Source organism: Rothia nasimurium (genome assembly GCF_928382285.1).
Classification (GTDB): domain Bacteria; phylum Actinomycetota; class Actinomycetes; order Actinomycetales; family Micrococcaceae; genus Rothia; species Rothia nasimurium_E.
Genome location: NZ_CAKMSS010000005.1, coordinates 12,467 through 37,684, shown reverse-complemented (window position 1 = coordinate 37,684; position 25,218 = coordinate 12,467). Strand labels below are relative to the sequence as shown.

The following is a 25,218-nucleotide window of genomic DNA, read 5'->3' as shown; positions in this document are numbered from 1 at the left end:
ACCGCACCTAGCGGCCGTACCTCTGGGGGCGTACGTGTACCACGTCCCCCACGGTGAAGCTTCGTTCCTCGCCGGAATCTGAGCGGACGACCAACTCCCCCTCAGCAGTCAGCTCAACCCCGGTACCCCTAAAGGTCTCATCCCCGGGTAAGTGAATAGTGAGGGTAGCACCCAGGGTGCTCATACGCTCACGCAGGCGGGCCAACAAAGAGGGGCCACCGACGGTGGCGTCCGCATCAAAACCGCTAGCTGCAAAGTCTCGGTAGTAGCGGGCAAAGTGAGCAGCCAAGACCGTCAGTGCCCGATTGAGGTCAATCGACTGCCCCGATTCTATGAGAGCGCTGGTGGCTGTGGGAACGGGAAGGTCTTCCTGGGTCAGGTTTAGATTAAGGCCGATACCCACTACTACCGAGATCTGCCCCTCGGGCTCAATCACAAGCTGGGCCAGAATACCGCAGGCTTTTCGGTTACCCAGCAACACATCGTTAGGCCACTTGATGGAGGGGTGCAGCCCCGCAAGCTGCTCAAAAACATCGCAGGCAGCCAGTGCAGCTAAGGACGTGAACCAGTGGTACTGGTCGGGGGCTACCCTATTTGCGGGGTTTACATGCGGACGCACGATAAAGCTGGTTGCCAAAGCGGCACCGGCCGGTGCCACCCAAACCCTATCCAGGCGTCCTTTTCCCGCATTCTGGTCGGCGGTCGAGACCAGCGAGAGCTCCCCATAGCTACGGCGCACCAGGGCATCACCCACCAGAATCTGCCGGGCATACTCGTTAGTTGACCCCACCGAGGGCAGAAGCTCCACCCGCTCAAACCCGCTCACATCAACCAGGTCAGCCTGAAGGTGCCCCATGCGCACTCCTTATCTCACATACTAAGTTTCGACCGCTATTCTACGGGGTCGCACCCCGCCTACGCGGCCTGGCGGTGCAATACTGGAACTATCGACACCCCTACGAAAGGTTCTACCATGACCGTCTACGCTGTGCAGTACTCCTACGGCCCCGCCGACCTGCAGGCTGAGCACCGCCCCGCCCACCGCGAATACCTGGCCCAGCTCCACGAAGAAGGTAAGCTGCACGCAGCCGGCGCTTTCCTCGACGGCGATCCCGCAGGTGCCCTGCTCATCTTCGTTGCCGAAGACCGCGACGACCTCGACCGCATTATCGCAGCCGACCCCATGAGCACCGGCGGCGTGCTCACCGGCTACACCGCACGCGAATGGAACGCTGTGATTGGCAAGGTCGGCAAGTAAGCAAGAAGCACTAGAGCTGAAGCAGGCTCACAGCGAAGCTGTTGGCTTGGGGCTGGCATGAATCGCTGGTGATGAGCACCGAGATTCCGAGCGCGCGAGGAAAACAAATCTCGGTGCGAATCTGGCGAGCTTGCGAGCCAGCTAGCGAACCAGCGAGAGGGTCGACAGCAAGCGTGAGCCTGCTCCAGCTCTCCCGAAACACTCTTATTTAGAAAAATCGCTCAAAAATCCCAAGAATAATTGGGTGGGGCGGGGCGGCAGGTCTATAGTTGAAAAGAATGACCCTTATCCCAGGTCACCCCACACCATTGACCCACAGTGCACGAGGCAGGCAGAGCATGAGCGAGAACCCCACCACCGATGCCCCCGATTTGACCACCACCGCCGGTAAGATCGCTGACTTCTACGCCCGCCGCGAGCAGACTCTTACGCCCACCGGCCAGGGCCCGATTGACCGCCAGCACGAACGCGGCAAGCAGACTGCCCGCGAGCGCATCGAGATGCTGCTTGACGAGGGTTCTTTTGTGGAGTTTGACGCTCTGGCTAAGCACCGCACTACGGCTTTTGGTATGGAGAAGAAAAAGCCGCTGGGTGATGGCCTGGTCTCGGGCTACGGCACTATCGATGGCCGCCTGGTTGCGGTTTATTCCCAGGATTTCACCGTCTACGGTGGTTCTCTGTCGCAGGTTAACGGCGAGAAGATTGTGAAGGTGCAGAAGTTCGCGTTGAAGAACGGCTGCCCCATTATCGGTATTAATGACGGTGGTGGCGCCCGCATTCAGGAGGGTGTTGCGTCGCTGGCCATGTTTGCCGATATCTTCCGTATGAATGTGCGGGCCTCGGGCGTGATTCCGCAGATTTCGGTAATTATGGGCCCCTGCGCCGGTGGCGCGGCCTACTCCCCCGCTCTGACCGACTATATTGTGATGGTTGATAAGACCAGCCACATGTTTATTACCGGCCCCGATGTCATTAAGACCGTGACCGGTGAAGAGGTCGATATGGAGACCCTGGGCGGTGCCCGCCAGCACAACGCAGTGACGGGTACGTCGACCTACCTGGCTGAGGACGAAGAGGACGCCTTTGATTTCGTCCGCGAGCTCGTTGAGTTCTTGCCCTCCAACAACCTCACCGAGACTTTCCCCCTGGATCATGACCAGGACCCCGAGGTCACCGTCGATGACCTCGATCTTGATTTGTTGATTCCTGATTCAGCTAACCAGCCCTACGATATGCGGGCTGTGATTGAGTCGGTGGTTGATGATGGCCATTTCTTTGAGATGCAGGCCCTCTACGCCCCCAACGTGATGATTGGTTATGCCCGGGTTGAGGGTAAGACCGTGGGTATTGTGGCCAACCAGCCCATGCAGTTCGCTGGCACCCTCGATATCAACGCCTCTGAAAAGGCTGCGCGTTTTGTGCGCAACTGCGATGCCTTCAACATTCCGATTCTGACCTTTGTTGACGTGCCCGGCTTCCTGCCCGGTACCGACCAGGAGTTCAACGGCATTATCCGCCGCGGCGCCAAGCTGCTGTACGCCTACGCCGAGGCGACCGTTCCGCTGGTTACCGTCATTACCCGCAAGGCCTACGGTGGGGCCTACATTGTGATGGGCTCTAAAAAGCTGGGCGCCGATGTTAACCTGGCCTGGCCCACCGCCCAGATTGGCGTGATGGGGGCCCAGGGCGCGGTTAATATTCTCTACCGTCGTGAACTGGCAGCTGTAGCTGAAGAAGGCGGTAACGTTGAGGCCAAGCGGGCTGAACTCATCGCCAAGTACGAAGAGGAACTACTCAACCCCTACCAGGCTGCTGAGCTGGGCTACATTGACGAGGTTATCGCCCCTTCTGAGACCCGCGTACGCATTATTTCTTCCCTGCGGGCCCTGCGCGATAAGCGCGCAGCCTCCCCCGCCAAAAAGCACGGCAACATTCCGCTGTAAGGGGTAGGTAAAACATGGCAACTCCCAATCCGCTGTCCCTACTGGGCTTCGGCAAGAAGCCGGCACCGGCGTCCGCGCCCCTTGAAAACCAGGGGCAGGACGCCGGCGATGAGCAGGTGCCCGCCCCCGTGCTGTCGGTGGTGCGGGGCAACCCCACGGAAGAAGAGCTGGCTGCGCTGACCAGCGTCGTGGTGGCGCTACAGGCCCAGGCTGATTCCCAGCAGGAGACCGCACTGGAAATGTGGCAGCGCCGCCTCAACCACACTCAGCGCCTGGGTATGCGACTGCGCCCCGGGCCGGGTTCCTGGAAGCGGGCCCGACCCCAGTAGTTCCCCCACCCAGCTCCCTGTTTTCTGGGTCACAGTAACCTAGAATGGGGTGTATGACACTACACCCAGATTTACCCGAAATTTTTAAGGCCGACCGCGCTCAGACCGAGGTCGACCGCATTGCCAACGACTACTACGAGAAGACCCTGGAACTAGACCCCGCAGCGGCCACCATCGAGGGCCGCAAGGGGCGGGAAACCGAGTACCCCGACTACTCCCCCGCCGGTACCCAGGCAGAGATTGACCTAGCCCGCGCTACTCTGGCAGCCCTTGACGCCGTTGAACCGGCCGACGACATCGACCGGGTTACTGTCGATGCCATGCGCGAGCGTCTAGGTCTCAAGCTCGAACTACATGAGGCAGGCCTGGGCGACTGGGAACTCAACAACATCGCCTCCCCCGTTCAGGGTATTCGCGCCATCTTTGACCTGATGAACTGCGAAACAGCCGAGGACTGGGGGCACATTGCTGGCCGCCTGGGTAACGTTGCGGAAGCGGTTCGCGGTTATATCGAGACCCTAGAAGCCGCCCGCGCCGCAGGTAAAGTGGCAGCGGTGCGCCAGGTCGATATCGTTATCGAGCAGGTAGCCGCCTACGTTGCCGAAGGCGGTTTCTTCGATGCACTGGCACAAGAGGTAGCCGAAGCAGCCCCCGAGCACACCGACCGCGCCACCCAGGGGGCGGCGTCCGCCAAGGAAGGCTACAGCGAACTTCTCTCCTACCTCAAAGACACCCTGCGCCCCGACGCGCCCGAGGCCGATGCTGTGGGCCGCGAGCGCTACTCCCTTTACTCCCGTCAGTTCGTGGGCACCACCCTTGACCTGGAAGAGACCTACGCCTGGGGTATTGAGGAACTCGACCGCATCATCGCGGCCCAGCAGGAGGTCGCCGAAGCCATCAAGCCCGGTGCCGCCATTGACGAGGCAAAGGCCCTGCTCGATGCTGACCCCGAACGCACCCTCAACGGCACCGATGAGCTTCAGGCCTGGATGCAGAAGCTTTCCGACGCTGCCGTTGACTACCTGGCCCAAGAGCACTTCACCATCGAGGGCCCGTTGCGCAAGCTCGAGTGCATGATTGCCCCCACCCAGGAGGGCGGCATCTACTACACCGGCCCGTCCGCTGATTTTGAGCGCGCCGGTCGCATGTGGTGGTCGGTGCCCGAAGGTGAAGATACCTTTGGCACCTGGCGCGAAACCTCAACCGTCTACCACGAGGGCGTGCCCGGCCACCACCTGCAGGTTGCCTACGCAACCGCTATGGCCGAGGCCCTGAACCAGTGGCGTGCTAACGCCGTGTGGGTTTCGGGCCATGGCGAGGGCTGGGCCCTGTACGCTGAGCGCCTCATGGACGAGCTGGGTTATCTCTCTGACCCCGGCGACCGCATGGGTATGCTCGATGCCCAGCGCCTGCGCGCAGCCCGCGTGGTCTTCGATATCGGCCTGCACTGCGGTTTTGAGATCCCAGAACGCTGGGTTGCCGAGCTGGGTGTAGAACCGGGCATCTGGGACGCCGAGAAGGGCTATAAGTTCCTAGAGGCCAACCTCGATATCTCTGAGGGCCAGCGCCGCTTCGAGTTCCTGCGCTACCTGGGCTGGCCGGGCCAGGCCCCCTCCTACAAAGTGGGCGAGCGAGTCTGGTTGCAGCTGCGTGAGGACGCCCGCGCCGCCGGAATCTCTGACCGCGACTTCCACACCCGGGCCCTCAAACTGGGGTCAGTCGGGCTTGATACCCTGCGCCGGGCGCTCGCCGTTTAACCTGAGAACCTGAGCAAGAGAACAAAAGGGCGGGCCCTGCACACCGGTCGGTGTGCAGGGCCCGCCCTCTGCTGTGTGGTGGCGGAGTATTAGGACGCTGCCGCGGCAGGTACCTGGGGTGCCTCGCCCAGGCGGGCGTAGACGTCCTCAGTTACAAAGCCGCCCTCAGTGCGGGGAGCCTTGTAGAGGTCCTCGTTCAGAATGCCCTCGCGTTTGGCGACGATGAGCGCAACCAGGGCCTGGCCTGCGACGTTGACGGCGGTACGGCCCATATCAATGATGGGGTCGATGGCCAGGAGCAGGCCAACGCCGTCGAGGGGAAGGCCCAGGGTGGAGAGGGTGAGGGTGAGCATGACCGTTGCACCGGTGGTTCCTGCGGTAGCGGTGGAGCCGAGCACCGACACCATGATGATGAGCAGGTAGTGGGTGATGTTGAGGTCGATGCCGTAGAACTGGGCCACGAAGAGGGCCGCTAGGGCGGGGTAGACCGCGGCGCAGCCGTCCATCTTGGTGGTGGAGCCCAGGGGAACCGCGAAGGAGGCGTAGGCGCGGGGCACACCGAAGTTACGTTCTGCTACGGACTGGGTCAGAGGCATAGTACCCATGGACGAGCGGGAGACGAAGCCCATCTGCACAGCGGGCCAGACGCCCGAAAAGAACTGCTTAATAGATAGGCCGTTGGCGCGGGCGATGGCGGGGTAAACCACGAAGAGCACAAGGGCCAGGCCGATGTAGAGCACAATTACGAAACGGGCCAGAGAGCCCATGGAGGTCCAGCCGTAGGCGTAGACGGCTCGGCCGATCAGACCGACAGTACCGAGCGGGGCCAGGCGGATAATCCACCAGAGGACGGTCTGAATAATAGCCAGAGCGCTCTTATTGAGGTCAAGGAAGGGCTTGGCAGCGGGGCCGGTCTTGAGGGCTGCGATACCCACGGCTACTGAAATCACAAGGATCTGGAGCACGTTGAAGCTAGCTGAGCCGGTGACGGTCTCGCCCGAGTTTGAGATGCTCACGCCCAGGCCGAGGAAGTTAGCGGGAATCAGGCCGGTGAGGAAACCCAGCCAGGAGCCGGTGCGCCCTTCGTAGGTTTCGGGGGTCGCCAGGCCGGTATTTGCACCGGGCTGGGTGACGAGCCCGAGCACCAGGCCAATCAGGACGGCGATGAGCGCGGTGTAGGCGAACCAGAGCAGGGTTTTGGTGGCCAGGCGGGCTGCGTTAGATACTTCAGCCAGGTTGGCGATGGACGACACCACGGCAGTGAAGATGAGGGGTACAACCGCCGCTTTGAGCAGGGTGACGTAGGAGGAGCCAATAGTGGAGAGGGTGGTCATGAGCCAGTTGGGGTTCTCTGTGGCATCGCCACCGAGGTTGGTGGCTATAAGGCCCAAGATGACGCCCAGAATAAGGGCGGCAATAATTTGATTGCCGAAGGACGTAGCCCAAGCGGGAAGTCTCTTGCGGGAAGGAAGTGCTGTGGTGTGGTTTGACATGTCTCAACACTGTACGCCGGGGGTTGGGGCTTGTGAACCGGGGTGTAAAGCTAAGACATATTTTGGTGTGGGTCACAGACCGACAGGGTTTTTCGCGTAGCACTCTTCACTTTTGCACAACCCACCACTAAACTGTGATTCAAGTTACTTTTATGTGCTTTTTGTGAACAGGTGGCTTGGCCCACCACGCGTCTTGATCAGACACAACTCAAAGGAGAGACAATGACTGTTTACGCCGCACCCGGCTCAGCAGATTCCATCACCACCTTCAAGTCCCGCTACGACCACTTCATCGGAGGGGACTGGGTAGCCCCGGCCGAGGGCCAGTATTTTGAAGATATCTCCCCGGTTAACGGCAAGCCCTTTGCAGAAGTCGCCCGCGGTACCGCAGCTGATATCGACAAGGCTATTGACGCAGCCTGGAAGGCTTTTGAGACCTGGGGCAAGACCTCCCCCACCGAGCGCGCTAACCTACTGCTCAAGCTGGCCCAAATTATGGAAGATAACCTGGAATCCATCGCCGTGGCGGAGACCTGGGAGAACGGCAAGCCCGTGCGTGAAACCCTGGCCGCAGACATCCCGCTGGGCGTTGACCACCTGCGCTACTTCGCGTCCGCTATCCGCACCCAGGAAGGCCGCCTGTCAGAGATTGACGAGAACACCGTGGCCTACCACTTCCACGAGCCACTGGGCGTGGTCGGCCAGATTATCCCCTGGAACTTCCCCATTCTGATGGCCATCTGGAAGATTGCTCCGGCCCTGGCAGCGGGCAACACCATTGTGCTCAAGCCCGCGGAGCAGACCCCGGTTTCAGTGCTCTACCTGGTGGATCTATGGAAGGACGTCCTACCCGCCGGTGTGCTGAACATTGTGAACGGTTTTGGCCCCGAGGCCGGCGCTGCCCTCTCGGGTAGCAAGCGCATCCGCAAGATTGCTTTTACTGGTGAGACCAGCACCGGTTCTATCATCATGAAGGCTGCTGCCGACAACATCATCCCGGTTACCCTGGAGCTGGGCGGCAAGTCCCCCAATGTCTTCTTTGCCGACGTTGCCGCCGAGAAGGACTCCTTCTACGACAAGGCCCTGGAGGGCTTTGCCTCCTTTGGCCTCAACCAGGGCGAGGTCTGCACCTGCCCCTCCCGCGCACTGATTCAGAAGCCCATTCACGACTCCTTCCTGGAGGCCGGCATTGAGCGCGTGAAGGCCATGAAGCAGGGCAATCCGCTCGATACCGAGACCATGGTGGGCGCCCAGGCGTCGAAGGAGCAGTGGGATAAGATTACCGGCTATCTGAAGATTGGTAAGGACGAGGGCGCGGACGTTCTCGTGGGCGGTGAGGCCTGCGAGCTGGGCGGCGACCTGGCAGACGGCTGGTACATTCAGCCCACCGTTTTTGCCGGTAGCAACGACATGCGCATCTTCCAGGAAGAGATTTTTGGCCCGGTTCTGGCTACCACCTCTTTCACTGATTTTGATGAGGCTATGCGCATTGCCAATGACACCGATTATGGTCTGGGTGCGGGCGTCTGGACGCGCGACCAGAACACCGCCTACCGGGCAGGCCGCACCATTCAGGCTGGCCGTGTCTGGATCAACAACTACCATAATTACCCGGCTCACGCTGCTTTCGGTGGTTACAAGAAGTCAGGCATTGGCCGCGAGAACCACCTGATGATGCTAGCCCACTACCAGCAGACCAAGAACATGCTGGTCAGCTACTCAGATAAGCCGATGGGGCTCTTCTAATACCTGCTTCTGATAGCTTAAGGCTTATTCATAAGGGGTTCCGCAGGCTCACGCTCGCTGCCGACCCTCTCGCATGGTTCGCTTCGCTCACAATGCGATTCACGCCAGCCGCCGAGCCAGCAGCTTCGCTGTGAGCCTGCTCCACCTATCCTTATGAATAAGCCTTACTATCTACCAGTTCTACATTGTTGCCCTTTTCTGTTTAATAAGTATCATACTTTCCCCAATGTTGAGGCAGCTAAAATTCTCGTTCGAGGAGATACGCCGAACTTGTTAAATTAAAGAATCCTAATAAATTCTCTTGACCTACGTAAGAATTTAAGAATAAAATATAGATATAGTATAAAATTAAAACATTCAATGGAGGCACCCGAGGATGACAGAGGAAAAAAACATTCAAAGATTACCTTATAACAATAGTTGGAATTTTTAGTGCATTTATATTTATTAAGTTATTCGACAGTATTTTAGAGTTTAATTTTTTTGTCACCCTAGTTCTTGCGCTCATAGCAAGCTCTTTGGTATGTATAGTTCTAGTATTTTTTATTGCCTTTTTCCAAAGTCTTCTTTTTAAGAAATAGTTATTGATTTATACAGCCAGACTCTCATTTAGTTTTCAATTTCCTATTGACACCCGCACGGCCCCATGCTGTGCAATGTAGGTTACAGTCATCAGACTGGCATCAAGGAGATTTGATTATTTCAAACGAAGCGTATTACTCTTCTCTCAGCCACTGCAACAACTTTTTGTGATTTACATCCTTCGCTCCTGCGTATTCGTTCACCGAAAATTATCAGGAGCAGAACACTTCGGTAGCAATTATATGAGGCTTATTTATAAGGGGTTCCGCAGGCTCACGCTCGCCGTGAGCCTGCTCCATCTACCCTTTGGAATAAGCTTCTTTCTTCTTCCGCCCCTGCAACCAAGCCTCTAACAACCACGCACACAGAATCACCGGAGCAGCCACCGTTGTAAGGCCAGGACCAGAATAAGCACTCACCCCATCAGGCAGGCTATCCCATACACAACGAGTTCCAATTACAGGGAAAAACCCCCAATAGGCTTCGCCTTGAATATACTCATTTGAAGTATGGCAAGCTATCCCAGCAGTAAAACGGACGAAATATTCAAAAGCCATCAAAAATAGCCAAAAACAGAAGGAGAGAAAAAAGAGTTTATGATTCTTTACAAGATTCATAACGATACTGCCTTCTTTCTGTCAGAAAGGAATTCGAGTCTAGGTTTACCTAACCTATCACTTGCAGCTCATCAGAAGTCACTGCGTCCTGACACCCTGTTTAGCATCATCCTCAGTACCAACACGCCGACCAATCTCTCGCCCCACAACATTATTGTGTAAGTCCATAACTACTTCCTCTTCAGGGTCATCTGCTACTGACTCATGATTGTTGGCAATGGTTTCAGCATCTTCAGACATTTCAGCTACCATATCAAATCTATACCAGGTACGCCCTGCCGGGCCTCTAGTAGGCTGGGCATCGATTTGCCGCAAGACAACAGCCTTTTGAGCCCAATCCAGTATCTGCACCTGAGCCAGCGGACGCCCCGCCAAAACTAGCTCCAAGGAATAAGGAAAGGCTCTAATCTGCTAGCGATTGACTCAAGGCTCTCCTGTCCTTCTGCTATGTCCATAATGAGCCGGTAGGAGGTATCAGAATCCATCACATGTTTTAATCCGTTGATACGCAAAAAGATATTGAGGAAAATTAGCGTGGTTCGCTTATTCCCATCAACCAGTGCGTGGTTCCGAGCTAGAGATTCGCTCTGGGCGGCAGCCGCCAGCGGAATCGTAGGGTAAACGTGAGCTCCATACACCCTCGTGATAGGTCTTTCTAAGGCTGAATCTAGCAGTCCTACATCTCGAACGTAAAAGCCCAGACGCGTTATAACCTCAATAGCAATTTCGAGTTGAATCCGCTGCATTTATGAGTCGGCTAGTCGTTCCAAAGTTTTTGCATCATGCTCAAGCGCGTAAGCAAGCCCCTCTTCTACCATGGCCCGATGCTCTCTTTCTTCTAGCATGCGACGCACACTTTCGACGATGAGGGAGTGCTTAGATAAATGCTCGCGCTCTGCTAAATCTGCAAGCTGGTGGTCTAAATCTTCAGGAAGTCGCAAGGTAAGAGCCATACACCAACAATACCAAGTTGATACCATCAGCTCCATACCAAGGTGCAGACTTGGCCCATCACCCAAATTGTAGATTCGGGGCTCGTCAGCGCCGCTAGACTGTTACCCATGCACAACCCTACTGAAACCGCAGCCCTAGCGGGCGAACAGCCGGTGCGGCTCGTCCTTGCCTCCTCATCCCCTGCCCGTAAGAAACTCCTGGAGGACGCCGGCGTCCGCTTCACCGTTATAGTCAGCGATGTCGATGAGGACGCTGCCCTGCGCGAGGCTCAGCAGGCCGCCTACGAGGCCGGCCTAGGTGACATCACACCTGCACAAACAGCTCAGCTCCTAGCCAAGGCTAAGGCACAGGCTGTTGCGGCCCTGCCTGAAGCGGCCGGTGCCCTGGTCCTGGGCTGCGACTCTGTTTTCGAGCTCGACGGTGTTGCTTACGGCAAGCCCGGTAGCGCCGAGAAAGCCTTAGAACGCATCACCTCTATGAGCGGACGCAGCGGACAGCTCCACACCGGGCATTGGCTGGTCGATACCCGAGAGGCTACCCAGAACACAGCAAATAGTAAGCACCCCGAGGCCAGCGAGTTGCGCACAGCAACCGTCCACTTCGACACTTTCAGCGAAGAAGAAGCCCAGCGCTATGTGGCCACCGGGGAGCCCCTGTGGGTAGCCGGTTCTTTCACTATTGACGGTTTCGGTGCCGCTTTTATTCGGGGTATCGAGGGTGAATACCACACGGTGGTGGGGCTCTCCGTTCACGCCCTGCGCACAATGCTGGCCAACTTCGGTGTTTCAATCAGCGACATTTGGAAAAATTCGCGATAAATTTCAAGATACGACTTTTATGAGGCGCCGAGACTCGGCGCCTCATAGCAATGCGTACCTGCCAGCACCGGCACGCCAGCACGGCGCATCAACCCGAGGAGCTTTACAGTGACTGCACACAATGACCTGGCCCAGACCTTTACCCCGGTGAAGGGTCGCCACACCGGCCCCGTCAGCAAGGTACTGATTGCCAACCGCGGTGAGATTGCCGTGCGCGTCATCCGGGCTGCCCAGGACGAGGGCATCTCAACCGTTGCGGTCTATGCAGACCCCGACCGCGAGGCCCAGCACGTGCTGCTAGCTGACGAGTCCTATGCCCTGGGCGGCACTACCGCAGCGGAGTCCTACCTAGTCATGGACAAGCTACTTGAGGTTGCTAAGCGCTCTGGCGCCGACGCCGTGCACCCCGGTTACGGTTTTCTTTCTGAGAACGCCCAGTTCGCCCAGCAGGTCATCGACGCCGGTCTAACCTGGATTGGCCCCTCCCCCGAGTCCATCAACCGCCTGGGCGACAAGGTAGCCGCCCGCCATATCGCCGAGAAGGTCGGCGCCCCGCTGGTTCCCGGCACCAAGGACCCGGTCAAGAGCGCCGCTGAGGTTGAAAAATTTGCGGACGAGTACGGCCTGCCCGTTGCTATCAAGGCAGCTTTTGGCGGCGGTGGGCGAGGCATCAAGGTCGCCCGCGAGCGCGAGGGTATCGGGGAGCTCTACGAGTCAGCTGTCCGCGAGGCTATCGCCGCTTTTGGCCGCGGCGAGTGCTTCATTGAGCGCTTCCTTGACTCCCCCCGTCACGTTGAAACCCAGTGCCTGGCCGACGCCCACGGCAATGTTATGGTTGTTTCGACCCGCGACTGCTCCCTGCAGCGCCGCAACCAGAAGCTGGTAGAAGAGGCCCCGGCTCCCTACCTGACCAAGGAACAGAACGAGCGCCTGTACGAGGCGTCCAAGGCTATCCTGCGCGAGGCAGGCTACCAGGGCGCCGGTACCTGCGAATTCCTGGTGGGTACCGACGGCACCATCTCCTTCCTCGAGGTTAACACCCGCCTGCAGGTTGAGCACCCGGTCTCCGAAGAGGTCACCGGCATTGACCTGGTGCGCGAGCAGTTCCGCATCGCCCGCGGTGAGACTATCGAAACCACCGACCCCGAGGTGCGCGGCCACTCCTTCGAGTTCCGCATTAACGGTGAGGACGCCGGCCGCAGCTTCATGCCCTCCCCCGGCACCATCGAGAAGCTGGTTATACCCACCGGCCCGGGCGTCCGCTGGGATTCCGGAGTTATCGCAGGCGATACCGTCAGCGGCAACTTTGACTCCATGATTGCTAAGCTCATCGTCACCGGCGCCACCCGCGAACAGGCCCTACAGCGAGCCCGCCGTGCCCTGGGCGAGCTGGTCATCGAGGGTATGCCCACCGTTACCAACTTCCACCGCGCCGTGCTCGATGAGCCTGCCTTCGCCCCTGCCCCCGGCGGTGACTTTGCTGTTCATACCCGCTGGATTGAAACCGAGTTCAAGAACACCCTGCCCGCCTACGACGGTGCCCTCACCCTGGCTGAGGCCGATGAAGAGCGCCAGAAGATTACCGTTGAGGTCAATGGCAAGCGCATGGAAGTTGTTCTACCCGCCCTGGGTGGTACTACCACCAAGCCCGCCGCCGCATCCAAGGCCCGCAAGTCCCGCTCAAGCCGCGGGGGCGCGTCCGGCTCTGCCAACAGCAATGAGCTCACCAGCCCCATGCAGGGTACCATCGTCAAGGTTGCCAGCAAGGACGGCGCCAAGGTCGCCGAAGGCGATTTGATCGTTGTACTGGAAGCCATGAAGATGGAGCAGCCTATCACCGCTCACAAGGCAGGCAAGGTCACCGGGCTCAAGCTCAAGGCAGGCGACACCGTCTCAGCCGGGGCAATTATCGCCACCATCAAATAAAAACACGGCGTACGAACTAGGCCAGGCCCCCTTGCCACCAGGTAAGGGGGTCTAGTTTATATCCACTGCCACCTATACCCAACGCACACAAGCTCACATAGTGGAATTGAAGTTTCACATAGAGAACGCCAGTTTTAGAGTAAAACTATTCAACACATTCCACACCCCCTCAGAGAGATCCTGTGAGCACCACAACCGCCACCCCAGCATCCTCTGCCACCGAGCAGACCGTGCCCCGCAGCCGCGTCATCCTGGCGTCACTCATCGGCACCACCATCGAGTTCTACGACTTCTACATCTACGCCACCGCCGCCGTGGCAGTCTTCCCCGCCCTCTTCTTCACCGGCGAGGACGACACCGCCAAGCTCCTCGCCTCCATGGCGACCTTCGGCGCAGCCTTCATCGCCCGCCCCATCGGCTCCATCGTCTTTGGCCACTTCGGCGATAAGGTAGGCCGCAAGGCAACCCTGGTCGGCGCACTCCTGACCATGGGCATCGCAACCTTCCTCATCGGTCTGCTCCCAACCTACTACCAGATCGGCCTCTGGGCACCGGCCATGCTGACCATCCTGCGCTTCTGCCAGGGCCTAGGCCTCGGCGGCGAATGGTCAGGTGCAGCCCTGCTAGCCACCGAATACGCTGAAGAAGGAAAGCGCGCCCGCGCCGCCATGTGGCCCCAGCTAGGTGCCCCGTTCGGCTTCATCCTGGCCAACGGCTTCATGTTGCTTCTGACCGTCACCATGGGCTTCACCTCACTGGCCGCCGGCGACACCATCGACCACAACTTCCTCGTCTGGGGCTGGCGCATCCCCTTCATCGCCTCCATCGTCATGGTCGCAGTCGGCCTCTACGTGCGCTTCAAGCTCGAAGAAACCCCCGTCTTCAAACAGGCCCTCGAAAAAGACGAAAAGGTCAAGACCCCGCTCGCAGAAGCCTTCAAGGTAGCCTGGTGGCCCATGATCCAGGGCACCTTCATCATGCTCGCCACCTACGTACTCTTCTACCTCATGACCGCCTGGATCCTCTCCTTCGGCATCGGCAAGGTAGAAAAGGGCGGCCTGGGCATCGCCTACCGCGAATTCCTGGTCATCCAGCTCATCACCATTCTCTTCTTCGCAGCCATGGTCCCGGTCTCCGGCTGGCTAGCCGACAAGTACGGCCGCCGCTCATCCCAGCTCGTCATCACCGGCGCCATCATCATCTTCGGCCTCTCCTTCGGCTTCCTCATGGACCCCTCCGTCGTTGGTACCGGTGAGGACGCCAACACCGGCCGCATCGTCCTCTTCATGGCCATCGGCATGACCCTCATGGGCCTGACCTTCGGCTCCATGAGCGCCTACCTGCCCGAACTCTTCCCCACCAACGTCCGCTACACCGCCTCAGGTATCAGCTACAACGTCGCATCCATCCTGGGCGCAGCACTGACCCCCTATGCCGCGGTGTGGCTGAACGCCAACGGTGGTGTGGGCGCAGTCGGCCTCTACCTGGCCGGCGCAGGTCTGCTCACTCTGATCTTCATGGCAATCACCCATGAAACCCGCGACGTGGACCTAACCACCATGGCCCGCGCTAAGTAAGCTAAAGCTTTACGACACAAAGGGAGGGGTAGCGCCCGTTCGGAGCCGACTGGCTGGGGCTGGCATGAATCGCTTGCGAGCTTGCGAGCCAGCGAGAAGGTTAGTCGGCAAGAGCGGGCGTTACCCCTCCCCTTTTCATCTACTACTGCATAGTGTGTAGCTGCCGCGCAGCTTCTGAGATAGAGCCGGTCAGCGAGGGGTAGACCGTGAAGGTCTCAGCAATATCGTCGACATGCAGCTTCTTATCAACGGCCAGAGACAGCGGGAAGATGAGCTCTGAGGCGCGGGGGCCTACCACCACACCGCCGATAACGGTTCCAGAGTGCTTGCGGGCAAAGATTTTGATGAAGCCGTCCTCTACCGCCATCATCTTGGCGCGCGGGTTGGTCGCCAGCGGCAGCATGACCATATCTGCCTGGTACTTCCCCGACTCAATTTCGCTCTGGCTCACTCCGACAGTTGCAATTTCAGGGGCCGTAAAGATGTTGGCGGCAACCTGGTGGGTGCGCAGAGGCTTGACGATGTCGCCCAGCATGTGCGAAACGGCAACGCGCCCCTGCATCGCGGCAACAGAAGCCAGAGGGTAAACCCCGGTACAGTCACCTGCCGCATAAATATTGGGGATGTTAGTGCGGGAGACGCGATCCACGTTAATGTGCCCTGATTCGCTGACCTCAACCCCGGCGTCCTCAAGACCCAGATTTTCGGTGTTGGGAATCGAACCAACAGCAATCAGCACATGGGAGCCAGCTACCTTGCGCCCGTCCCCCAGGGTGACAATGACGCCGTCACCGGCCTCGTTGTAGCAGGCGGCTTCTGCGCGGGAGCGGGGCATAACGCGCACGCCCTTACGTTCAAAAACATTTTCAAGGACGGTCGCGGCGTCCTCGTCCTCACCGGGCAGCACTCGGTCACGGGAGGAAATCAGGGTAACCCGCGAGCCCAAACCGTTGTAGGCCGAGGCGAACTCTGCACCGGTCACACCGGACCCGACCACAATCAGATCTTCGGGGAGTTCTTCAAGTGAGTAGAGCTGGGTCCAGTTGAGAATGCGCTTACCGTCCGGCTTAGCGGTGGGCAGCTCGCGGGGGTGGGTACCCACCGCCAGAATGATGAACTCGGTGGTCAGGTCATAGGTCAGCCCGCTGGAATCGGTCACCTGCACGGTGTGGCGGTCCACCAGCTTGCCGCGGCCATCAATCACTTTGACGCCGCTACGTTCAAGGGTGCGTTTAATATCGTGGGACTGCTGATGAGCCAGGTCAATCAGACGCTTATTTACCTTGGCCAGGTCAACCGAAATGGGCGGCGGCGCGTCATTATCGCCCACCGAAATAGCGAGCTCCTGGGCCTTGCCGAAGCGGTTGCGGGCGTCCGCACTGGCAATCAGGGTTTTGGAGGGTACAACGTCGGTGAGGACGGCCGAGCCGCCCATGCCCTTATCTTCGATGATAGTGACGTCGGCGCCGTGGCTTGCAGCGACCAGGGCGGCTTCATAACCGCCGGGGCCACCGCCGAGAATGACAATTTTGTGCGATGCGTAGTCTGTTTTGAGAGTCACCCCTTTATTGTGTCGCACATCGCACGCACGCTCAACTCTGGGCAGGTTTGGTACCGTAGAAGGGTGTTGAATGATTCAAATATTTCCGCTGTTTCCACCGCTGACCCTCACCACCCGGCACTGGTTCGTGCCCGTGAGGCCGCGGAGTTCATTGCCGAGAAAACCGGCGTCGAGAAGCACGACCTGGCGCTGACGCTGGGGTCGGGCTGGGGCGAAGCTGCCTCCCTCATTGGCGAAGCCACCCACGTGCTCTCTGCCGACGAGGTCCCCGGTTTCCACAAGGCTGCCGTCGTGGGCCACCCCGGTACCCTGACCTCTATCCTGACCGAGAACGGTAAGCGAGCCCTGGTGATTGGCTCCCGCACCCACTACTACGAGGGGCGTGGCGTTGAGGCCGTCGTCCACGGTGTGCGCACCGCAGCCGCATCCGGCGCTGACACCATGATTCTCACCAACGGCTGCGGCGGCCTGAACCCCGTCTACTCAGCCGGGGAACCCGTCCTGATTTCTGACCACCTGAACTTCACCTCGGCGTCCCCGCTGACCGGTGCCCACTTCGTTGACCTGACCGACCTGTATTCTCCGCGCATCCGCGAGATTGCCCGCGGCATTGACCCCTCCCTGCAGGAGGGTGTCTACATGCAGTTCCCCGGCCCCCACTACGAAACCCCGGCCGAGGTCAAGATGGCAGGTGTACTGGGTGCTGACCTGGTGGGCATGTCCACCGCTCTTGAAGCCATCGCTGCCCGCGCTGCGGGTCTTGAGGTCTTCGGCATTTCACTGGTCACCAACCTGGCTGCCGGTATTCAGGAGACCCCGCTGTCCCACGCCGAGGTCATCGAAGCTGGCGAAGCTGCTGGCCCCCGCATTTCCCGTCTGCTCGCAGATATTATTGCGGCCCTCTAAGCACACAAGGAAACCCCATGTCACTAGATACTCAACAGCTTCTTGAACAGGCCCGCGCCTGGGCCGCTATCGACCCCGACGCTGAAACCAAAGCCCAGCTTGAGGGCATCATTGCCCAGGTTGAGGCCGGCGATGAGGGAGCAGCCGCCGATTTGGCCGACCGTTTCTCTGGCACCCTGCAATTCGGCACCGCGGGTCTGCGCGCCGAACTGGGTGCTGGCCCCATGCGCATGAACCGCGTTGTCGTTCAGCGTGCCGCCCAGGGCCTAGCAGACTACGCCACTGCGCGCGCGTCCGCCGAGGGCTGGGAGAAGATTTCTGCTGTGGTGGGTTTTGACGCCCGCAAGAATTCGGACGTCTTTGCCCTCGACACCGCCGCCATCTTCACCGCTGCCGGCATTGAAGTTCACCTCATGCCCTCAGCCCTGCCCACTCCTGTGACCGCCTGGGCAACCCGCGAATACGGGGCTGAAATTGGCGTCATGGTCACGGCCTCCCACAACCCGCCCAACGACAACGGCTACAAGGTCTACCTGGGCGGAGCAGCCGTTGAGCCAGGTGCCCGCGGCGCCCAGATCATTCCTCCCTACGACGGGGATATCGCAGCCGCCATCTCCGCTGTTGAACCCCCGGTACTGGCCGCTGACGGCTGGACGGTCCTGCCCGAGAGCGTGGCTACCGACTACATCGCCCGCGTCACTCCCCTGGTCGAACAGAAGGAACGCGACCTCAAGATCGTTCTGACCCCCATGCACGGTGTAGGCGGTCAGACCGCTGAAGCTGTGCTGCGTCAGGCTGGCTTCACCAACGTCACCCTCGTACCTGAACAGGCTGAGCCCGACCCGCTCTTCTCCACCGTCGCCTTCCCTAATCCCGAAGAGCCCGGTGCCCTTGATTTGGCTATGGCTCTGGCTGAGAAGATTGACGCTGACCTCATCATTGCCAACGATCCGGACGCCGACCGCGCGGCTTTCGCTGTCAAGCGAAACGGTACTTGGGCGATGCTGCGCGGCGACGAAGCCGGAGCGATCCTGGCTACCCGGGTGCTGGCGTCCGTCACCGACGCCGAAAGCGCAACCTTCGCCAACTCGATTGTTTCCTCCCGCCTGGCAGGGGCCATCGCCAAGTCCGCGGGGGTAGCCCACTACGAAACCCTGACCGGCTTCAAGTGGATTGCCCGCGTCGATAACCTGACCTTCGGCTACGAAGAAGCGCTGGGCTACTGTGTAGACCACGCCCAGGTGCGCGACAAGGACGGCATCTCAGCCGCCCTGGTCATGGCCGATTACGCACAGGAGCTTAAGGACGCCGGTTCCTCATTCCCCGCGCTTCTCGACGAGATTGCCACCAAGCACGGCCTCTACGCCACCGACCAGCTCTCCGTCCGCGTTGACGACCTCGCCCAGATCCCGGCGATGATGAAGCGCCTGCGCGCTAACCCGCCCGCAGAGCTCGCCGAGTCCCCCGTGGTATCGGTTGAAGACCTCACCGAGGGCACTGAAACCCTGCCACCCACCGACGGTATGCGCTACTACACCGAGGACTCCACCCGCGTCATCGTGCGCCCCTCCGGCACCGAGCCCAAGCTCAAGTGCTACCTCGAAGTAGTCGTACCGGTCAGCGGTTCTGTAGCCGATGCCCGCCAGGTTGCTAGCACCAAACTGGCCCTGCTCAAGGCAGACATGACCGCGGCCCTGGGCCTCTAAACAAACCAAGATTTCAAGGAAGAAACACTATGACTCTCGAACTTTCAGCAGCCGAACTGGCTGCCATGATTGACCACACCATCCTGGCCCCCTCCGCCTCAGAGGCTGACGTCCGCCGCCTTTGTGCCGAAGCCAAGCAGTACGGCTTCGCCTCTGTCTGCGCTAACCCCGTCTGGGCCCCCGTGCTGGCCGAAGAACTTGCCGGGTCTGCCTCCGTCCCCTGCGTGGTCGTAGGCTTCCCCTTCGGAGCCAGCGCCACCGTAGTCAAGGCTTTTGAAGCCAAGACCGCCGTTGAAGCCGGTGCCCGCGAAGTTGATATGGTCATCAACATCGCCGATGCCCGCGCCAACAAGAAGGAGGCCCTGGTTGCCGATATCAAGGCTGTCGCCGAGGCAGCCCATGCCGGTGGCGCCCTGCTCAAGGTCATTATCGAGACCTCCGAGCTGACCGATGACCAGAAGGTCCTGGCCTGCCAGGCTTCTGTTGAGGCGGGAGCTGACTTCGTCAAGACCTCCACTGGCTACTCGTCCGCCGGTGCGACCGTTGAAGATATCGCCCTGATGCGTGCCACTGTCGGCCCCGACCTGGGCGTCAAGGCCTCTGGCGGCGTCCGCACCCGCGACGAAGCCCTGGCCATGATCGAAGCCGGTGCTACCCGTATCGGTGCCTCAAAGGGTATCGCTATCATCGGTGCGGGCGAAGCTGCTGAGGGCGGCTACTAGGCCAGGTTTGTCTCTGTCATATGGTGCGAACCACCGGTATAACACCTATACTGAGTAATAAAGTACACACACGAAAAGGACTTCCCCATGTCTAAGACCACTAATAAGTCAGAGGCTGAGAAGCGCTCCAACGTTGAATCCTTCGGGATGGAATCCGGCGCCCCCGCCCGCAACGGCACCCCCCAGTACTCAGGCACCAAGGAACTGGGCTCTAACATTGCTCTCTTCGTTCTTTGCTTCGTGCTCCTGCTGGGCTGCCTCTACACCCTGGGCATGTACCCCGAGGGCGGCTGGGGCTGGTGGACCGTAGCTGTACTGCTTTACGGCGTCACCTTCATCATCCCCCTGTGGTTCCTGCCTTCGAAGACCAACGAGAAGGTTCGCACCAGCGGCACTGAGCTCTCACTCAAGTAAAGAGACACACGCTGTTGATAGCAAGGGGGCGGCCCACCTGTTCAGGTGGGCCGCCCCTTGTTTCTTCCTGCAAAGGCACCGATGGGAGTAGGTACCATCTAGTTCAGAAAAACCCACAAACCAGATGGGTTTTTCTGACTCAGATGGTACCTACCGCGTTATCAACCGGCGACGCCGGCCTCGAAGATGGCATGGATGAACTGCTCGGTCCACTCCACCATGGCATCATCCACCAGGTCTTTACCCCCAACAGCGGACGTCTTGGGGCGGGGCACCAGAATCTGCCAGTTCTCGGTACCCGGAATCTGCCGGTACTGGGCACCCGGGTACATGCGGTCTAGGCGCATCTGGCGGGACTCCGGCAGGTCATTGGCCGGGAAAAAGCGCACTTTGGGGCCCATCGCCACAATTTCACTCAGCCCCACAGCGCGAGCGCGCTGGCGAAGCGCTGCAACCTTAAACAGGTTTTCAACGGGAGCTGGCGGGGTGCCGTATCGGTCGACCAGCTCCTCGCGGGCCTCTGCCAGTTCTTCAGCGGTCTGGGCCTGGGCAATCTGCCGGTAGGCAGACAGGCGCAGGCGCTCTGAACTCACGTAGTCGTGCGGCATGTGGGCGTTGACCGGCAGATCGACCTTAATCTCAGCGGGAGCTTCTTCCTTCTCCCCGTGCTGGAAGTTAGCCACGGCCTCCCCCACCAGACGCAGGTAGAGGTCAAAGCCAACACCGGCGATATGGCCCGACTGTTCACCGCCCAGCAGGTTACCGGCACCGCGAATTTCCAGGTCCTTCATGGCCAGGCGCATACCGGCACCCAGTTCGTTGTGGGTCGCTACCGCTTTCAGACGCTCGTGGGCGACCTCGGTCAGCACCTTCTCAGCCGGGTAGAGGAAGTAGGCGTAGGCGCGCTCGCGGCCGCGCCCCACGCGTCCGCGCAGCTGGTGAAGCTGGGACAGGCCGTAATTCTGGGCCTGATCCACGATCAGGGTGTTGGCGTTCGAGATATCCAGGCCGGTTTCGACGATGGTGGTCGAGACCAGCACGTCGAACTTACGTTCCCAGAAGTCCACGATGATTTTTTCCAGGCGGGATTCGCTCATGCGCCCGTGGGCCACCGCGATGCGGGCCTCGGGCACCAGTTTTTGAATCTCGTTGGCGGTCTCTTCGATGGTTGAAACCCGGTTGTGCACCACAAAGACCTGCCCCTCACGCATAAGTTCGCGGCGGATAGCTGCGGTAATTTGCTTGTCGGTGCGGGGGCCAACGAAGGTGAGGACGGGGTGGCGCTCCTCGGGCGGGGTGGCAAGGGTAGAGGTCTCGCGGATACCGGTTAGGGACATCTCCAGGGTTCGCGGGATAGGGGTAGCGCTCATGGCCAGCACGTCCACGTTGGTGCGCATGGTTTTGAGCTTTTCCTTGTGCTCAACACCGAAGCGCTGTTCCTCGTCGATAATGACCAGGCCCAGGTCCTTCCAGTCCACCGACTCGGAGAGAATGCGGTGGGTACCGACGACCACATCGACCGACCCGTTCTTAATGCCCTCAGCGATTTCAGCCGATTCCTTGGCTTTCTGGAAGCGGGAGAGCACCTTGATGGAGACCGGGAAGCCCGAGAAACGCTCGGTAAAAGTCTCGTAGTGCTGCTGGGCCAGCAGGGTGGTGGGAACGAGGACGGCCACCTGTTTGCCGTCCTGCACAGCCTTGAAGGCAGCACGCACGGCGATTTCGGTCTTGCCGTAGCCCACATCGCCCGAGATCAGGCGGTCCATGGGGATTTCGCGCTCCATATCGGCCTTGACCTCGTTGATAGCCGAGAGCTGGTCGGGGGTTTCGTTGTAAGGGAAGGCTTCTTCCAGTTCCCGCTGCCAGGGGGTGTCGGGGCCGAAGGCATGGCCGCGGGAGGCCTGGCGGGCTGAGTAGAGTTTAATCAGGTCAGCAGCAATTTCCTTGACGGCCTTGCGGGCCTTTGACTTGGTCTTAGCCCAGTCGGAGCCACCCATCTTTGACAGCGTCGGGGCGTCGCCGCCCACGTAGTTAGAGACCTGGTCCAGCTGGTCCGAGGGCACAAAAAGGCGGTCCTTGGGCCCGCCCCGTTTGGAGGGGGCGTACTCCAGCACCAGGTATTCCTTCATGGGCTTGGGCTGCCCGGGCATGACGGTTGCCCCGGCAATGGGGCGCTGGATCAGCTCGACGAACTGGCCGATACCGTGTTGTTCGTGCACCACGTAGTCGCCGGCTGACAGGCTCATGGGGTCAACCGCGTTCTTGCGGCGGCGCACCGGTAGCTTGCCGCTGCGCAGGTCGCGGGTGGCGTAGGGGCTGGTGCGGCCCAGGATATCTGCCTCGGTCAGTAGACCCAGCTTTTCGCCGTCCATCATGAAGCCGCGCCCCATGGAGGCGGTGGTCATCTCGATGATGCCCGGCTCAGGCAGTTTCGTCAGGCTGTCCACGCGAGACGCCGGTATCTCGGCTTCCTGGAAAAGGTCAAGCAGGCGGGTGAGCGGGCCTGGCCCGTCGGTCACCACGGTAATCCGCCACCCGTCCTTTACCTTCTTCCCAACTTCGGTCAGCAGCTCGGTCACGTTGCCCGAGTAGGTATGGGGGGCACGGGCAGCCAGCTGGACCGAGTCAATCCCGTCATCGATGGCGTCGTCAACGCCCAGGGCCGTCATAGCCCACCAGCCAAAGCCCTTCGCGAGGGCGGTTTCTCGCAGGGCGGCAATGGTGCGGAAGCTACCGGCGCTCAGACCATCGGGGCCGTTGGCACCCAGGTCGATGGGGGCGTCCGTTGTGTCGGTGACAGAATCCCAGGCCGCCAGCAGGAACTCCTCGTTGGTGGCAACCAGGTCGGTTGCGCGGGAGCGTACCTTTTCCGGCTCGATAATAAGGGGCAGGGACCCCGGGGGCAGGTGGTCGAGCAGGGTCACCATATCGTCAACCAGCAGGGGAATCAGGGACTCCATGCCCTCAACATAAATACCACCGGCAATTTTTTCGAGCATGGCGGCAGCGCCTGGGAAGGACCCTTTGAGCCTGGCTGCCCGGCTCATCACGCTGGGGGTAATCAGGAGTTCGCGGCAGGGAGGGGCGAGTAGCTCGGTGGGGTGGTCTTTGCCGGGCAGGGTGCGCTGGTCAGCAACCGAGAACCAGCGGATATTCTCGACCTCGTCCCCAAAGAATTCGATACGGGCGGGGTGGGCTGCGGTCGGTGAGAAAATATCGATAATGCCGCCGCGCACGGCAAATTCTCCGCGTTTTGACACCAGGTCAACGCGGGAATAGGCGGCCGACGCGAGAGATTTAATCAGGGCATCAAAGTCTTGTTCTTCGCCCACCCGCAGGGTCACCGGCTGCATTTTTTCGAGACCTGCGACCAGGGGCTGCAGCACCGAGCGAATAGGGGCAACGAGCACCCGGGGAGCGGACGCACCACCCTCGGCGAGGGCGCGCAAGACCGCTAGGCGCTGGCCCACGGTATCGCTTCGCGGGGAGAGACGCTCATGCGGCAGGGTTTCCCAGGCCGGGAAGAGCTGGGCCTGTCCAGGCTCTAGCACCGATTCTAGGGCGGTGACGGTGTCTTCAGCCTCGCGGTCGGTAGCGGTGACAGCTAGCAGGACGGGCGGGGTCGGCTCGTTCTGGGCGGCAAGTTGCTGGGCTATACCGGCAAGCAGAAAGGGCCTGGCCCCGTCAGGAGAGCCAATCAGAAATTCATCGAGGCGGGCTTTGGGGTCTGTACCTGCCTGGGTGATGATTGCGGTATAGCTGGGCTCGTGGGTGAGGGCTTGGGCAAGGCCGCTCAGTGACATCTTCACTCCCCTGGGGTAAGGCCGGTTGGTGCAGGCTCCATTATCCCACAGGCATCTTCACTACCCTAAGGGCTAAACCGCTAAGACGGTAGAAGCCTCTATTCAAGGAAATAACTAATACAAGTGTGATAAACACCAATAGTATTTTCGAGGAAAACCATTCTTGTCCCCATAAGTTACTACCGAGTAACCCAATCTTTTCCGCCTAAGGCTATTAACCCACCCGAGGACCAACCGGTAATATGAGATGACCGGTAAAGCACTCTGGCAAAACCCCACTCCTTTCGCACGGAGCACCAGCGAGCTTTACCCCACCACGCACCACAACTTTTAGGGACTTAATGAAACAATTAGGGACACCCCTCTCTGCTGCCCTGCGCGCGCCCAGCCTGCGCACCGGCGTCCTTGCCCTGTGCGCCAGCGCCACTCTAGCCCTTGCGGCCTGCGGCTCATCCGACAGCAACGCTAGCAGCTCCGAAAGCGCTTCAAGCTCAGCCTCTGCGGCAGCGGCAACTGCAACCAATAGCGCCGGTGAAACGCTCACCGAAAACTTCGCGGGTTCCGAGGCCCTCGCTGAAGCGAGCGAAGCCGCTGTAGACACCGAAGAAGTTCAAACCACCGAACAGCTCTACACCGATATCCAAGGGGCGCTCGGCGGAATTGAACCAGCTACCGGGTCCAGCGATGCAAACAGCACCGGGGAAGAAATTTCCAGCGATACCGAAAGCGTTCAAGCCAACGAAAACGCGGTTGAAAGCTACATCTCTGCAGAAACCACAGCGCAGCTTGAAGCGGCAGCCACCGGCACAGCCCTTGACCAGTACCTTGCTACCGCAACCGAGTACGCCCAGTCAGGCTGGCATGTTGAGGGAACCTCAACCGTCGTGGGCACCCCCCGCATCGCCGATGGTGAGTACAACGGCCAGGCAGCCAAAATCATGGAAGTCTGCCTCGATTCCTCGGGAGTCAAAGTTGTAGATGCTGCGGGTAACACCGTCAGCTCCAACCAGTTCCCCCGCTCACTCAACATTTTTACTCTGGTCGAAAACAACGGGGAATGGAAGATTGCTTCCCACGATTTCCCCAACAACGCAGATTGCTAAACA

The 25,218-nt window shown here is 59.8% G+C and carries 21 protein-coding genes; 13 read left to right on the top strand and 8 right to left on the bottom strand.

The window, feature by feature from the left end; translation table 11 throughout:
* Positions 1–7: 7 nt before the first annotated feature.
* A complete protein-coding gene (locus tag L6758_RS06830) occupies positions 8–856 on the bottom strand; it encodes a biotin--[acetyl-CoA-carboxylase] ligase (protein ID WP_237205957.1) in 849 nt (282 codons plus the stop codon).
* Positions 857–973: 117 nt separating this feature from the next.
* On the opposite strand from L6758_RS06830, the gene L6758_RS06825 reads away from it, so the two are divergent.
* The 4 genes from L6758_RS06825 to L6758_RS06810 all read left to right on the top strand — a co-directional run bounded on the left by L6758_RS06825 (position 974) and on the right by L6758_RS06810 (position 5,287).
* Positions 974–1,258, top strand: a complete 285-nt coding sequence (locus L6758_RS06825) for a YciI family protein (protein ID WP_185173348.1) — start codon at positions 974–976, stop codon at positions 1,256–1,258.
* A 338-nt stretch (positions 1,259–1,596) separates the two neighbouring features.
* Positions 1,597–3,201: an acyl-CoA carboxylase subunit beta gene (locus tag L6758_RS06820; protein ID WP_237205958.1), complete on the top strand. Its 1,605-nt coding sequence runs from the start codon at positions 1,597–1,599 to the stop codon at positions 3,199–3,201.
* 14 nt (positions 3,202–3,215) lie between these two features.
* Positions 3,216–3,530 (top strand): acyl-CoA carboxylase subunit epsilon, encoded by a 315-nt coding sequence (locus tag L6758_RS06815; RefSeq protein ID WP_237205959.1) that lies wholly within the window; start codon positions 3,216–3,218, stop codon positions 3,528–3,530.
* Between the two features lie 53 nt (positions 3,531–3,583).
* A complete protein-coding gene (locus tag L6758_RS06810; RefSeq protein WP_237205960.1) occupies positions 3,584–5,287 on the top strand; it encodes a DUF885 domain-containing protein in 1,704 nt (567 codons plus the stop codon).
* A gap of 89 nt (positions 5,288–5,376) precedes the next feature.
* Here the strand turns inward: L6758_RS06810 and L6758_RS06805 are convergent, their stop codons facing one another.
* A complete protein-coding gene (locus L6758_RS06805; RefSeq protein ID WP_237205961.1) occupies positions 5,377–6,780 on the bottom strand; it encodes a dicarboxylate/amino acid:cation symporter in 1,404 nt (467 codons plus the stop codon).
* Positions 6,781–7,002: 222 nt separating this feature from the next.
* Between L6758_RS06805 and exaC the strand changes: the two genes are divergently transcribed.
* Complete coding sequence (gene exaC / locus L6758_RS06800; RefSeq protein WP_237205962.1) at positions 7,003–8,526, top strand: acetaldehyde dehydrogenase ExaC; 1,524 nt, start codon at positions 7,003–7,005, stop codon at positions 8,524–8,526.
* An 881-nt stretch (positions 8,527–9,407) separates the two neighbouring features.
* Here exaC and L6758_RS06795 read toward each other — a convergent pair.
* From L6758_RS06795 to L6758_RS06785, 4 genes are all read right to left on the bottom strand, one after another.
* A complete protein-coding gene (locus L6758_RS06795; RefSeq protein ID WP_237198649.1) occupies positions 9,408–9,725 on the bottom strand; it encodes a hypothetical protein in 318 nt (105 codons plus the stop codon).
* 78 nt (positions 9,726–9,803) lie between these two features.
* Complete coding sequence (locus L6758_RS06790; RefSeq protein WP_237205963.1) at positions 9,804–9,965, bottom strand: DUF6973 domain-containing protein; 162 nt, start codon at positions 9,963–9,965, stop codon at positions 9,804–9,806.
* Positions 9,966–10,102: 137 nt separating this feature from the next.
* Positions 10,103–10,471, bottom strand: coding sequence for a type II toxin-antitoxin system death-on-curing family toxin (locus tag L6758_RS11095; RefSeq protein ID WP_369126956.1), 369 nt, complete (start codon positions 10,469–10,471; stop codon positions 10,103–10,105).
* Positions 10,472–10,678, bottom strand: a complete 207-nt coding sequence (locus tag L6758_RS06785; protein WP_237205964.1) for a CopG family ribbon-helix-helix protein — start codon at positions 10,676–10,678, stop codon at positions 10,472–10,474.
* A 108-nt stretch (positions 10,679–10,786) separates the two neighbouring features.
* Here L6758_RS06785 and L6758_RS06780 point away from each other — a divergent pair, with 108 nt between their 5' ends.
* The 3 genes from L6758_RS06780 (at position 10,787) to L6758_RS06770 (ending at position 15,000) form a co-directional block, all read left to right on the top strand.
* Complete coding sequence (locus L6758_RS06780) at positions 10,787–11,497, top strand: Maf family protein (protein ID WP_237205965.1); 711 nt, start codon at positions 10,787–10,789, stop codon at positions 11,495–11,497.
* A gap of 108 nt (positions 11,498–11,605) precedes the next feature.
* On the top strand, positions 11,606–13,423 hold the full coding sequence (locus L6758_RS06775; RefSeq protein ID WP_237205966.1) for an acetyl/propionyl/methylcrotonyl-CoA carboxylase subunit alpha: 1,818 nt from the start codon (positions 11,606–11,608) through the stop codon (positions 13,421–13,423).
* A 182-nt stretch (positions 13,424–13,605) separates the two neighbouring features.
* Entirely contained in the window at positions 13,606–15,000 is a 1,395-nt protein-coding gene (locus tag L6758_RS06770; protein ID WP_237205967.1) for an MFS transporter, read from the top strand.
* Between the two features lie 142 nt (positions 15,001–15,142).
* Here the strand turns inward: L6758_RS06770 and L6758_RS06765 are convergent, their stop codons facing one another.
* Entirely contained in the window at positions 15,143–16,561 is a 1,419-nt protein-coding gene (locus tag L6758_RS06765) for an NAD(P)H-quinone dehydrogenase (RefSeq protein ID WP_237187081.1), read from the bottom strand.
* 120 nt (positions 16,562–16,681) lie between these two features.
* Here L6758_RS06765 and L6758_RS06760 point away from each other — a divergent pair, with 120 nt between their 5' ends.
* The 4 genes from L6758_RS06760 to L6758_RS06745 all read left to right on the top strand — a co-directional run bounded on the left by L6758_RS06760 (position 16,682) and on the right by L6758_RS06745 (position 20,309).
* Positions 16,682–17,467, top strand: coding sequence for a purine-nucleoside phosphorylase (locus L6758_RS06760; RefSeq protein ID WP_237205983.1), 786 nt, complete (start codon positions 16,682–16,684; stop codon positions 17,465–17,467).
* Positions 17,468–17,484: 17 nt separating this feature from the next.
* Complete coding sequence (locus L6758_RS06755) at positions 17,485–19,173, top strand: phospho-sugar mutase (RefSeq protein ID WP_237205968.1); 1,689 nt, start codon at positions 17,485–17,487, stop codon at positions 19,171–19,173.
* Between the two features lie 29 nt (positions 19,174–19,202).
* Entirely contained in the window at positions 19,203–19,895 is a 693-nt protein-coding gene (gene deoC / locus L6758_RS06750) for a deoxyribose-phosphate aldolase (protein ID WP_237205969.1), read from the top strand.
* Between the two features lie 87 nt (positions 19,896–19,982).
* Positions 19,983–20,309 (top strand): hypothetical protein, encoded by a 327-nt coding sequence (locus tag L6758_RS06745; protein ID WP_237205970.1) that lies wholly within the window; start codon positions 19,983–19,985, stop codon positions 20,307–20,309.
* 161 nt (positions 20,310–20,470) lie between these two features.
* Here the strand turns inward: L6758_RS06745 and mfd are convergent, their stop codons facing one another.
* The gene (mfd, locus tag L6758_RS06740; protein ID WP_237205971.1) at positions 20,471–24,112 is read right to left on the bottom strand and encodes a transcription-repair coupling factor; all 3,642 of its coding nucleotides are present in this window, start codon (positions 24,110–24,112) and stop codon (positions 20,471–20,473) included.
* 341 nt (positions 24,113–24,453) lie between these two features.
* Between mfd and L6758_RS06735 the strand changes: the two genes are divergently transcribed.
* Entirely contained in the window at positions 24,454–25,215 is a 762-nt protein-coding gene (locus L6758_RS06735) for a hypothetical protein (RefSeq protein WP_237205972.1), read from the top strand.
* Positions 25,216–25,218: the final 3 nt, after the last annotated feature.